We start from the raw sequence: 13,041 nt of genomic DNA, 5'->3' as shown, positions 1-13,041 counted from the left end.
TTTCAAAATTTGCTACCCATTGTAGGCCTACGACGGAGTCAATTCAGTTTCTGGAGACCGTCGTAGGCCTACAATTGTTTCCCGACAGTTTGCGGGAAGCTTTCGTAGGGCTACGAAGTGCCCAAAAGTTTTGCGGGAAGCTTTCGTAGTAGTACGACAGGCCCAAAATAGTTGTCGGGACACTTTCGTAGGGCTACGACACCTTCATGGAATTTACATCTAAAAACATCCTACGACGAAACCCTCTTTTGCAACTAAAAAAAAACTACTGATGGGATTGATATTACCAAAGCATTAAGCTTTGATAACTAAAAAGTTGTGGCAAGGTTAAAAAATCAGCACTAGCTTTTTCTTAACCATTCGTTAACTCTTATAGTCTGCACTTGTTACAATTTTGCTGAAAATTAAAACAAAGTGTATGAAAACGATTAAAAATTGGATACTAACAGGATTGCTATTAATGGCAGCTTCAACAGTATTTTCGCAAGGAAAAATTACAGGAACCCTTATTGATGAACAATTGAATGCAGGAATTCCTGGTGTAAATGTTACCATAAAGGGAACTTCAATCGGTACGTCGACTGATATGGATGGGAAATTTAGCTTGCAAAGTACAGTTGCTACTGGTCAAATCGTAATTACATTCATTGGATTTGAAACAAAAACCATTGATTTCTCAGTGAAAAATGGTCAAACAATCGATTTGGGAGCCATCCGCTTGACGGAAGATACAAGTCAATTGGATGAAGTTATTGTCGTTGGTAAAGGTATCATCGATTTAGCCAAGGACAGGAAGACACCTATCGCGGTAACCACAATTAAATCTTCTGAAATCGTAGAAAAAGTAGGTTCATCGGATATTACACAAACGATGGTGAACTCGCCATCAGTTTACGTTTCTGGTCAAGCTGGAGGTTTTGGAGATTCTAGAATTAGTGTTCGTGGATTTCAACAGGACAATACTGCTTTCTTGTTGAACGGTCAACCTATCAACGGAATGGAAGACGGAAAAATGTATTGGTCAAACTGGTCTGGAATGTCAGATATTGCAAATTTCATTCAAATACAAAGAGGTTTAGGTTCATCAAAATTAGCCATTTCTTCAGTGGGAGGGACAGTGAACTTTGTTACCAAAGCAACGGATAAAAAAGAAGGAGGATTTGTTTCAACAGGTGTTGGTAATGATTCGTTTTTAAAAACTACAGCGGCTTATAATACTGGAATCATGAAAAATGGTTTTGGAGTTAGTGTAATGATGACACACTGGCAAGGAGAGGGATACAATGAAGGTACTAGAGGAGAAGGTCAAAACTATTTCATCTCTTTTGGATACAAACCAAACGACAGACATAGTTTTAACTTTTTAATTACAGGTGCTCCACAAGAACACGACCAAAATTTCACAAAGAGAATTTCTGATTATTTAGCCTTTGGCAGAAAGTATAATAACAACTATGGTTATTTAAACGGGAAATATGTTTCTGAAAGAGTAAATTTCTATCACAAGCCGGTTGCTAACCTGAACTGGGATTTCAACATCAACAGCACAACCTCTTTATCTACGGTATTATATGCTTCATGGGGTAGAGGTGGAGGAACTGGAAATTATGGATCCAGTGCTAACAAAAGGTATGTAAAACAATTGAATCCAATAACAGGATCAATCCAAGATACTTATATCGATTTTGATCAAATTTATGACAATAATCTAGCAGATGCTGACGGAATTGGGACAAATTCAAACTATGCTATCAGAGCTTCTATGAATAACCATGAGTGGTATGGAATTGTATCCAATTTGAAAAAAGAATTAGGTAAAAACCTGAACTTGAATTTTGGTTTAGATTTAAGGACTTATAATGGTGATCATTATCGTCAAATCTCAAACTTTATGGGATTAAGAGGATGGTCCGAAAGCAGACCTTTAAGAGACAACACTCATGTTGTTCCAAATCCAAACACATTGCCAAGTCAATCAAATACTGTGACAGAATCGTATAATATCGATCCTTGGCATGCTTTTTTTAATAATGCAGCCGGGAACCAAAAAATAGATTATGATTATAGTGAAACTATTTCCTATGGTGGTGTTTTTGGTCAGTTAGAGTATGCAAATGATAATTTTTCAGCTTTTGTTCAAGGAGCAGTTTCAAATCAAACTCACCAACGATTCGATTATTATGACTATCAGGAAGAGTTTCAAGATTCTGAAAAAATTTCGAACATTGGATATAATGTAAAAGGAGGGTCAGCTTATATTTTTGCAGAACAGCATTCAGTGTATGCAAATGCAGGATACTATTCACGTCAGCCTTATCACGACAATATTTACTTGAATTTCACAAATCAAGTTAACCCATTAACTGAAAACGAAAAAGTTTTAGGTCTTGAAGCGGGTTATAGCTTTAAATCAAGAATGTTTACTGCAAGCTTAAATGCTTATAGAACCACTTGGGAAGATAGAGTGGTGACAACTTCAGGGGTTCAAGCGGCTGACGGAACAATTGGAACTACACCGGTATTAGCAGGAGATGTTATTTTCACAGAAAACCAAGGTGTTAAGCAAGTTCACTCTGGTTTAGAGTTGGATTTTGTTTTCAAACCACTTTCAAATTTAGATGTTAAAGGTTTTGCTTCTGTAGGAAACTGGGAATATGATGGTAATGCAATCAGTACCAAAAGAGATGAAAATTTAAATCCGTTAGAAGTTACAGAAACCGATTTAGATGGAGGAAAAGTTGGAGATGGTGCTCAAACTACATTTGGTTTAGGTACACGATATGAGTTTTTGCCTCGTTTTTCAATTGATGCTGATTGGAGATATTATGAAAAATTGCATGCAAATGTTGCTGCTAAAGAAAATTTAGAGTTACCAAGTTATTATTTAGTAGATCTTGGGATTTCCTATAAAATGTTGGTAGGCAAAAACAAACAAAATAATGTTAGCTTCAGAATAAATGTAAACAACCTTTTAAATCAAATCTATTTATCTGAACTAACAAGTAATACAAAAACGACTGATAACATTAGTTCTTCAAATCCTTCATTGGGGACTTATCAATCAAATGGTAGAGTCTATAACGGAATTGCGGATGGAAACTTTGGATACTTCGGTTTAGGTAGAACATGGAATGCCTCAATTCGATATAATTTCTAATTTGTATTCAATAAAAATAGAAAGCCTTGCAGTAATGTGAGGCTTTTATTTTGCCATAAATTTACTATATTTGATTTCCAAAAATTAAAACACATGTACGAATTCATTCAAAAAGCACATTCCGGTTGGGCTTATCTAGTTTTGTTATTTCTTTTTATTGCTGTTGTAAACGCCTTGATTGGTTATTCTTCTAAAAAAGAATTCACAGGAAAAGACAGAAAACTGGCTTTGTTTGCTTTGATTTTTACCCATATTCAATTTGTTTTCGGATTGGTGTTGTATTTTGTATCCCCATTAGGAAAAGCTGTTTTGGGCGAAATGAAAAATGCTGAGCTGAGACTTACTTCTCTAGAGCACCCTCTTATTAATATTATCGCTATCATTTTGATCACCATAGGATGGTCTAAACATAAGAAACTGACTGATTCAACTTCAAAATTCAAAACATTTGCCATTTTCTATACACTTGGTTTAGTGCTGATATTAAGCAGAATTCCATGGAAATTATGGTTCTAAAAACCAATCAAAAGCTTCGATTGTGAAGCTTTTTTTATTTTAAGGTATGGTATTTGTAAAGCCATTACTCACAAAAAATATGATTTAGTATGAAACAGAAATTATCGTTACTGCTTTTAATAGCTGGTGCTACTGTTTTCTTGAGTAGTTTTTCTCATCAAATAAAAAGTACTCAAGATCCAAAGAAAGTTACCCAAGATACCATCAAAAAAAATGCTGCTATTGCAGATAGTTTGGGCTTGATTAGCAATTTGAAACTCAAATTGCACAAAAAGAATGCACATGCTTCCTATTATCATGATAAATTCAACGGAAGAAGAACCGCTAGCGGAACAAAATTTAGCAACGACAAATATACAGCTGCACATCGAAAATTTCCTTTTGGAACCAAGTTGAAAGTCACCAACGAAATTAGTGGTAAATCTGTCGTTGTTGTGGTTACTGATAGAGGTCCGTTTACAAAAGGTAGAGAAATAGATTTGACCAAGAAAGCTTTTATGGAAATAGCGGCAAACAAGAATAGTGGAGCTCAAAAAGTTACGATTGAAATAATCGAATAATCCAAAATCAATCAAATGAAAAAATCGGTTCTACAATTATTTTCAATGATGCTGATGTTGGTCCTCTTCCTCACAAGTTGTTCTTCGTCTAAAAATGTATCAGGAAAAGTTTTAAAATCAAAAGCCGAAGCTTCCTATTATCACGATAAATTTAATGGACGAACAACAGCAAGTGGCGAAAAATTCAGCAACAGTAAATTAACCGCCGCTCATAGAACTTTGCCTTTCGGTACAAAAGTAAAAGTAACAAATCTTGCAAATGACAAATCAGTTGTTGTAGAAATTAATGACAGGGGGCCGTTTAAAAAATCTCGCGAAATAGACCTTTCAAAAAAAGCCTTTATGGAAATTACTGATAATAAAAACCATGGAACCCTCAAGGTCCGTATTGAGGTTATAAAATAATAATACTTTAAGTCTGCATTGCAGGCTTTTTTTATGCCTTGTAATTTCATAATAAAAAATTAACACAAATTTAAGTTCGTTTAGTTCGGTTGTAGCCGAACCTTATTTATCTTTGCAAAAAATTTTTAAGTAATGACAGACATACAGAAAGAGAAAGAAGAATTGATTGAAATGTTTGGAATTCATTTTGAAACCCTGCATCACCTTCCGCCATTGGCATCAAGAATTCTCGGAGTTCTAATAGTGGATAGTTGCAACAAAGGAATGACGTTTGAAGATTTAGTAGAGCGAATGTTAGCCAGTAAAAGCTCCGTTTCCACCAGTTTGAATCTTCTATTAAAGATTGGCAAGATTACTTACTACACCTTGCCAGGCGATCGGAAAAAATATTTCAAACCTTCACCCTTCAGCGAGCGTCTCGATAATTATCTGAAGATGATAGATTTTGAGAAAAAGATAATTGATAAGATGGTTTCCTACAGAGAAAAAACCATTTCTTCTCCACAAGAAAGAATGAATCTCGAAAATGTAAAAGAATATAAGAATCACGTTTTGGAAGTTGAAGGGCTGCTAAAGAAAACCATCGAGCGATTCAAAGAAATAGAAAATAAAAATAAATCCTAATCAAACCAATTTTATACAAATGAAGAATTTTTCAATAGTTTCGATATTTGCCTTGCTGATTGTAGCTTCTTGTGGCAAAAAAGAAGAACAACAAATGCCACCCCAAGGACCAGTTCCTTTCCCGGTTCAAACCATTACGAAGCAAGATGCAGTTGTGTATCAAGAATATACAGCGAATTTGGAAGGTCAGCAAAATGTTGAAATCCGAGCCAAAGTAAACGGTTTTATTCAGAAAATTTATGTTGATGAAGGTCAAGTGGTTCGAAAAGGGCAATTGCTTTTTAAGCTGGAAACTCAAACGTTGAACCAAGAAGCTTCGGCAGCAAAAGCGGCAGTTCAGGCAGCTCAAGTTGAGGTGGACCGATTGAAGCCTTTGGTGGATCGAAAAATCATCAGCAATGTGCAACTTGAAACTGCCAAAGCTAAATTGGCTCAAGCCAAAAGCAATTATGGAAGTATCGCCGCCAATATCGGTTACGGAACGATCGTTTCGCCTGTAAACGGAGTTATCGGAAGCTTGCCTTTTAGAGAAGGAAGCTTAGTTAGTGCTACAAGCGAAATGCCGCTTACGACGGTTTCGGATACTAAAATTGTACGTGCTTATTTTTCTATGAACGAAAAACAATTGCTTTTCTTCAACAAAACATTCAAAGGAGCTACAACTGCCGAAAAATTGAAAGCGGCTCCAGAAGTTTCATTGCTTTTGGTGGATGGTTCAGAATATGATCAAAAAGGAAGAATCGCTACAATGAACGGTCTAGTAAATCCTCAAACGGGAACTACACAATTCAGGGCTGAATTCAAAAACCCAGAAGGCCTTTTGCGAAGCGGAAGCAGTGGAGTGATCCGTTTGCCAATTGAACAAAAAGATGTGATGTTGGTTCCTCAAAACGCCGTTTTTGAAGTGCAAGGAAAAAAGATGATTTATGTGGTAGGAGAAGGAAACAAAGTGAAATCAAAAATCATCGAAGTTAGCGGAACTTCAGAATTAAACTATATCGTAACTTCAGGTTTATCCGAAGGTGATGTTGTGGTAGTTGAAGGTGCATCAAAATTGAAAGATGATACCGAAATTGTTCCTCAACCTGCAAAAACTGAAACTCCAGCTGCGGTAGAAACTCCAGCGGTAGCAAAAGATACAGTAAAAACAAACAATACCCCAGCTAAAAAATAATCCAGATGTTAAAAACTTTTATAGAAAGACCCGTTCTTTCAACGGTAATCTCCATCCTAATCACCATTTTGGGAATTTTAGGATTGATGTCGTTACCGATAGAACAATATCCTGAAATCGCACCACCAACTGTTCAGGTAAATGCGACTTATACAGGAGCGAATGCCGAAACGGTATTGAACAGTGTGGTGATTCCTTTGGAGGAAGAAATAAACGGTGTGGAAGGAATGACCTATATGACTTCTTCTTCTGCTAATGACGGTTCGGCAAAAATCTCGGTTTATTTCGAGTTAGGTGTTGATCCTGATATTGCTGCCGTAAACGTTCAGAACCGTGTGGCTCGTGCTACAAGTAAATTGCCTCAAGCGGTTATTCAGACAGGGGTTACAACTTTAAAAAGCCAGACGAGTGCTTTGATGTTCTTTGCCTTGTATTCTAAAAACAAGGATTTCGATGAAACGTATATTCAGAATTATGCCAAAATTAACCTTGTTCCGAAATTACAGCGTGTTAAAGGTGTTGGGCAGGTAAACGTTTTTGGAGCCAAAGATTATTCGATGAGAATCTGGATTGATCCAGAGAAAATGGCATCCTATAGTGTTACTCCAAAAGACATCCAAGCCGCCTTGCAAGAACAAAATGTGGAAGCCGCTCCAGGTAAATTTGGAGAAAATGCCGAAGGAGTTTATGAATATGTGATTAAATATAAAGGAAGGCTTTCTGAAATTGCCGATTATGAGAATATCGTAATCAAGGCTACAGGAAATGGAAATTTCCTTCACCTGAAAGATGTTGCTACGGTTGAATTGGGAGGTTTTAATTATGGAACCAAGAATATCGCCATGGGAGAAGAAGGTGTTGCGGTTGGGGTTTTTCAAACTTCTGGGTCGAATGCACAAGATATCATCACCGAAGTTATGGCTATTTTGGAAGAAACAAAACCAAGTTTTCCAGCAGGTGTAGATTATGTGATTCCGTTTAATACGAAAACATTCTTGGATGCTTCTATTGATAAAGTATTGATGACTTTGCTTGAAGCTTTCATCTTGGTATTTATCGTAGTATATATTTTCTTGCAGGATTTTCGTTCGACATTGATTCCGGCTATTGCAGTTCCGGTTGCTATTGTTGGTACATTTTTCTTCCTGCAATTGTTTGGATTCTCCATCAATATGTTGACGCTATTTGCGATGATTCTTGCTATTGGTATTGTGGTCGATGATGCAATTGTGGTCGTCGAGGCGGTTCACGCCAAACTCGATGAAGGTGCAAAATCTGGAAAAGAAGCTACAGTTTCGGCCATGAGCGAAATTACAGGAGCGATTATTTCGATTACTTTGGTAATGGCAGCGGTATTTATTCCAGTATCCTTTTTAAGTGGACCATCAGGAGTTTTCTACCAACAATTTGCGATTACATTGGCGATTGCGATTTTGATTTCGGCTGTAAATGCCTTGACGTTAAGTCCTGCCTTATGTGCCTTGTTCCTAAAACCTCATGCAGAAGGTGATCATCATAAGAAGAATTTCAAGGACAGATTCTTTATCGCCTTCAATTCAAGTTTTGATCGAATGAACAACCGTTACGTAAAATCGTTAGGGTTTTTGGGTAGAAAAAAATGGATTACGGTTGTTGCTTTATTGGTTTTCTCTGGAATCACTATTTTATTGTTTCAAACCACTCCATCAGGATTTATTCCGAATGAAGATAGGGGAATCATTATGGCCGATTTGACACTTCCTCCGGGAACAACTTTGGAGAAAACCCAAAAGGCCGTTAATGAATTGGATTCAATTTTGGCCTCAATGGATATTGTGGAAGCAAGGATGAGTGTGGTTGGTTTCAGTTTGCTGAACAGTGTGAACGGTGGTTCGTATGCCTTTACGGTAATCAAATTGAAAGACTGGAAAGAACGAAAAGAAGCCAACCAATCGGTTGATGCAGTTGTGAGAGAATTGTTCGGAAGAACGGCTCATTTCAAGGATGCAAGAGCTTTGTTCTTTACACCTCCGAGTGTTCAAGGTTTTGGTACTGCCGATGGTTTTGAGTTTAAAATTCAAGATACAGGAGATGATGATTGGGCAACGGTAAGTAAAGTGAGTAATGAATTCTTGGGTGAATTGATGAAGCGTCCTGAAATTCAATATGCTATGACGAATTTCAATCCGTCTTTCCCGCAATATCAAATGGATATCAATGTGGAAAGAGCGAAAGATGCAGGAGTTTCTGTTTCCGATATCTTCAATACCATGCAAGGTTATTATGGAGGATTGTACACAACGGATTTCAATAAATTCGGAAAGCAATACCGTGTAATGATTCAGGCAAAACCTTCTGACAGGGCTACTGAAGAATCAATCAATAACATTTATGTGAAAAATGCAAGCGGTCAACAGGTTGCTATTAGCCAGTTCATCGACTTTAAAAGAATATATGGTCCTGAAGCTGTTGCTCGTTTCAATATGTTGAAAGCTGTAAACGTAAATGGAAAAGCAAAACCAGGATACAGTTCGGGAGATGCCATCAAAGCGATCGATGAAGTTGCCGCACAGCATTTGCCAAAAACCTATTCTTACGAATTCTCAGGAATGACACGTGAGGAAATTTTGGCAGGAAGCCAAGCCGCTGGAGTATTCTTGTTGAGTTTGATCTTTGTTTATTTCTTGCTGAGTGCTCAATATGAAAGCTATTTGGTTCCTTTGGCAGTATTACTTTCCTTGCCTGTCGGAATAGCTGGAGCTATTGGCTTCGTAAAATTAGCCGGACTAGAAAATAATATTTATTTCCAGGTTGCCCTGATAATGTTGATAGGACTACTGGCGAAAAATGCCATTCTTATTGTCGAGTTTGCAATACAGAGAAGACGACACGGAATGGAGTTGCTTCCTGCAGCAATTGAAGGAGCAAAAGCACGTTTGCGACCAATTTTGATGACCTCGTTGGCTTTTATCTTCGGATTATTGCCTTTGGCGTTGGCTTCTGGAGTTGGAGCCGTTGGAAACCGTTCTATCGGTATGGGAGCTGTTGGAGGAATGTTGATAGGAACTATTTTTGGAGTTTTTGTAATTCCAATTCTGTTTGTAATCTTCCAAGGATTGCAAGAAAGAATATCAGGAAAGCCAACAGAAACAGACCCTGAAACATTATAATTTTAAGAAAAATGAATAATAAGATATATAAAATAGTAACAGTCGTTTTGGTCGCTGGTATGATGCATTCGTGTTTCGTGGCTAAGGATTATAAACGACCAGAGGTGAAAACGGATAATCTTTACAGAACGGAACAAACCTTGACGGATAGTACTTCTTTGGGAAATCTATCGTGGGATAAGTTGTTTACCGACCCGATTTTGCAAGGTCATATCAAAAAAGGATTGCAAAACAATTTAGATATTAGAATTGCAATGCAAACCATTGATGCGGCAAATGCCAATATGAAACAAGGAAAGGCGGGTTATTTCCCGACGTTGAGTTTAGGTGCCGATTGGACCCATCAAATTTTATCAAGAAACAGTCAATTTGGAAGAATACTAGAAGACAGAAACGTTGATCAGTACCAAATAACTGGAAATCTTTCGTGGGAAGCCGATATCTGGGGTAAGATCAGAAGTAATAAAAGAGCTACGAATGCGAGTTACTTGCAAACAATTGCAGCTCAACAAGCCGTTCAAACACAATTGATTTCCAATATTGCATCGACTTATTTTCAATTGATGGCTTTGGATGCTCAACTAAAGGTGGTAGATTCTACTTTGGTAAACAGAAATCAAAGTATAGAAACCATCATAGCGTTGAAAGATGCTGGAAATGTGAACGAAGTTGGCGTTAAGCAAACAGAAGCACAATTGTATGCCACACAAATCATCAAGGAAGATTTGAAAAACAGCATCATCATTCTTGAAAACACGATGAGCATCCTTTTGGGCGAGGCACCACGAAAAATAGAGAGAAGCACTTTCGAGAATCAGAAAGTAACGGCTGATATCAACCTTGGAATTCCAGCAATGGCATTGAGCAAAAGACCCGATGTTTTGGCTGCAGAATACAATTTGATCAGCAATTTTGAAATGACCAATGTGGCAAAAAGTAGTTTTTATCCTTCGTTGAAAGTTACGGCAACAGGCGGTCTTCAAACGGTTGAATTAAAAGAATGGTTCAGTGCGAATTCATTATTTGCCAATATTGTTACAGGGCTGACACAGCCGATTTTCAACCAAAGGCAAATCAAGACACGCTATGAAGTCGCAAAAGCCAACCAGCAAAAAGCCTATCTTCAATTTGAGCAATCTTTATTGACGGCTGGAAAAGAAGTTTCGGATGCTTTGCAACAGTATTCAAACGAAAGTGCGAAATTAAAAATCCGAACACAACAAGTGGATGCCTTGAAAAAAGCAGCCGATTATTCAGATGAATTGCTAACCTATGGTTTGGTGAATTACTTGGAAGTATTAACGGCAAAAGATCAAGCCTTGAATACGGAATTGAATTTGATCGACAATCAATACAAACAATATAATGCCGTTATCATGCTTTACAAAGCCTTAGGTGGCGGATGGTAAGATTTTAATTTTGGTTTTATTTGTTCCTAAACCACTCGATATATAATGTATTGAGTGGTTTTTTTATGATGAAAAATTACTTTTTCGATCTTTAATAAACTCAATAGTGGTTTTCCCATGGGATTTTGGTTTTCCTTCGTCATCTAAACTTACCATAGTAATAGTATCGATTGTAATAATGGTATCCCAAGTCATAATGTTTCGTACTTCGCATTTTAATGTAATGGATGTATTTCCAAACTTTACAACATCGATACCAATTTCAATAATATCACCCTGTTTCGCTGAACTCCTAAAGTTGATTTCAGACATATGTTTGGTTACAATCCTCGAATTCTCTAGCTGAATAATGGAGTATAAAGCTAGCTCTTCATCAATCCAAGCTAGTAATTTCCCCCCGAATAATGTGCCGTTTGGGTTTAAATCTTCTGGTTTAACCCATTTTCTAGTGTGAAATCTCATAATGTTTTCCTTAAATTGTAAAAGTACAATTTAATAAAATCCCTATACATTTGTCTTATTAAGAATATGATAATTTTTAAAATAGAAGGCTTGAGGATTTTATTTATTATGCTTGCATAGGTTGTGAAATCAATAAAAAATAATGCTATTGTTTTGAATAATTCGTAATAATTAAAACGATATTGTTAAAAATTTTGTTAAAAAGGCTTTTCTAGTTATTAAAATTGACTTATCTTTGTACAAAATTAAAACTAAAAAATTAAAACTAGGATGAAAAAGATTTTACTTACCCTTAGCGCTTTTGCACTTACGACAGGTGTATTCGCACAAACAGATGAGACCACACCATCGACTGAAAATAATGCTTCAGATTATAACAAATGGTCTATTGAATTAAATGGTGGAGTTAACAAATTTCAAAGACCTGCAACTTCAGGTTATTTTCAATCAACTCCAAGCCCATGGAATGCTGATTTTGGTGTTCGTTACATGTTCAACAACAAATTTGGTTTGAAACTAGATGCTGGATATTACAGCTTCACTGGAAAAGATGAGTCAATGGATTTTGATACTCATTTATACAGAACAGATTTGCAACTTGTTGCTAATGTTGGTAGAGTTTTAGGTTTTGAAACTTGGACTGGAAGAGTAGGATTGTTAGCTCATGGAGGTTTTGGTTATGCACAATTAAAGAGTGATAACCACGATTTTACTGATAAAATGGGTAACTTCATGGTGGGTTTAACACCACAATTGAGACTTTCAAACAGAGTAGCTTTAACAGGAGATTTCACAACACTTTTAACAGTTAGCCAAGACCGTACTTTTGATGGTGCTAGCCCTGTAGGTGGTAGAGGTTTCCAAGGAATTTTGTTCCAAGGATCACTTGGTTTGACAGTTTACCTTGGTAGTAACGAAAAACATGCTGACTGGGTTAGTTTAGATTCAGCTTTGCAAGAAGAAATAGATGCTTTAGAAGCTAGAATCGCTACAATCGAAACTGGTTTGACTGATTCTGATGCAGACGGTGTTCCAGATATGTTTGATGCAGAGCCAAATTCTATGGCGGGTGTAGCAGTTGATACTAAAGGTAGAACAATTGACAGAAACAACAATGGTGTTGCTGACGAATTGGAAAACTATTTCGAAACTAAATACGGAGATAAAGGAAATTCTTCTACGTCAGGAATGGATGTTAAGAGTATGATCAACGATGGTTATGTTAATGTATACTTCGATTTCAACAAAACGCAACCAACAACTGACTCTGCTTCAGGAATTAACTTCCTAGTGAAATATTTGAAAGCTAATCCATCTGCTTCTGCTGATGTAGTAGGTTATGCTGACGAAATTGGAAATGCTGATTACAACAAGAATTTATCTCAAGAAAGAGCTAACAACGTGAAACAAATTTTGGTTGATGCTGGAATCAGTGCTTCAAGATTGAATGTTGTTGCTAACGGAGAAGATACTTCTGTAAACAAAGATTCTAAGCAAGCGCGTCAAATCGTAAGAAGAGTTACTTTCAAAATCAAATAATTTTTGATCAAGAGAATACTGAATATAGAAAAAGCCCTGAGAAATC

10 protein-coding genes are annotated in these 13,041 nt (G+C 36.7%); 9 read left to right on the top strand and 1 reads right to left on the bottom strand.

From position 1 onward, the window contains the following. Window positions 1-418 precede the first annotated feature (418 nt). The 8 genes from G508_RS0101800 (at window position 419) to G508_RS0101765 (ending at window position 10,994) form a co-directional block, all read left to right on the top strand. The gene (locus G508_RS0101800) at window positions 419-3,157 is read left to right on the top strand and encodes a TonB-dependent receptor (RefSeq protein ID WP_026703719.1); all 2,739 of its coding nucleotides are present in this window, start codon (window positions 419-421) and stop codon (window positions 3,155-3,157) included. Window positions 3,158-3,250: 93 nt separating this feature from the next. Then, entirely contained in the window at window positions 3,251-3,673 is a 423-nt protein-coding gene (locus G508_RS0101795; RefSeq protein ID WP_026703718.1) for a hypothetical protein, read from the top strand. 89 nt (window positions 3,674-3,762) lie between these two features. Beyond that, the gene (locus G508_RS19950) at window positions 3,763-4,233 is read left to right on the top strand and encodes a septal ring lytic transglycosylase RlpA family protein (protein WP_026703717.1); all 471 of its coding nucleotides are present in this window, start codon (window positions 3,763-3,765) and stop codon (window positions 4,231-4,233) included. 15 nt (window positions 4,234-4,248) lie between these two features. Next, window positions 4,249-4,638, top strand: a complete 390-nt coding sequence (locus G508_RS19945) for a septal ring lytic transglycosylase RlpA family protein (protein WP_026703716.1) — start codon at window positions 4,249-4,251, stop codon at window positions 4,636-4,638. A gap of 132 nt (window positions 4,639-4,770) precedes the next feature. Beyond that, on the top strand, window positions 4,771-5,262 hold the full coding sequence (locus tag G508_RS0101780) for a GbsR/MarR family transcriptional regulator (RefSeq protein ID WP_026703715.1): 492 nt from the start codon (window positions 4,771-4,773) through the stop codon (window positions 5,260-5,262). Window positions 5,263-5,281: 19 nt separating this feature from the next. Further along, window positions 5,282-6,436: an efflux RND transporter periplasmic adaptor subunit gene (locus G508_RS18395; RefSeq protein ID WP_084625899.1), complete on the top strand. Its 1,155-nt coding sequence runs from the start codon at window positions 5,282-5,284 to the stop codon at window positions 6,434-6,436. A 5-nt stretch (window positions 6,437-6,441) separates the two neighbouring features. Beyond that, window positions 6,442-9,585: an efflux RND transporter permease subunit gene (locus G508_RS0101770; protein WP_026703714.1), complete on the top strand. Its 3,144-nt coding sequence runs from the start codon at window positions 6,442-6,444 to the stop codon at window positions 9,583-9,585. Between the two features lie 11 nt (window positions 9,586-9,596). Beyond that, on the top strand, window positions 9,597-10,994 hold the full coding sequence (locus G508_RS0101765; RefSeq protein WP_026703713.1) for an efflux transporter outer membrane subunit: 1,398 nt from the start codon (window positions 9,597-9,599) through the stop codon (window positions 10,992-10,994). Window positions 10,995-11,057: 63 nt separating this feature from the next. Here G508_RS0101765 and G508_RS0101760 read toward each other — a convergent pair whose 3' ends face one another. After that, a complete protein-coding gene (locus G508_RS0101760; protein ID WP_026703712.1) occupies window positions 11,058-11,456 on the bottom strand; it encodes an acyl-CoA thioesterase in 399 nt (132 codons plus the stop codon). A gap of 270 nt (window positions 11,457-11,726) precedes the next feature. Between G508_RS0101760 and G508_RS0101755 the strand changes: the two genes are divergently transcribed. Continuing rightward, window positions 11,727-12,995: an OmpA family protein gene (locus G508_RS0101755; RefSeq protein WP_026703711.1), complete on the top strand. Its 1,269-nt coding sequence runs from the start codon at window positions 11,727-11,729 to the stop codon at window positions 12,993-12,995. Window positions 12,996-13,041: the final 46 nt, after the last annotated feature.

It is taken from the genome of Flavobacterium soli DSM 19725, assembly GCF_000422705.1.
Classification (GTDB): Bacteria; Bacteroidota; Bacteroidia; order Flavobacteriales; family Flavobacteriaceae; genus Flavobacterium; species Flavobacterium soli.
The sequence above is the reverse complement of the archived record's forward strand: the minus strand, read 5'-3'. Positions and strand labels throughout refer to the sequence as shown.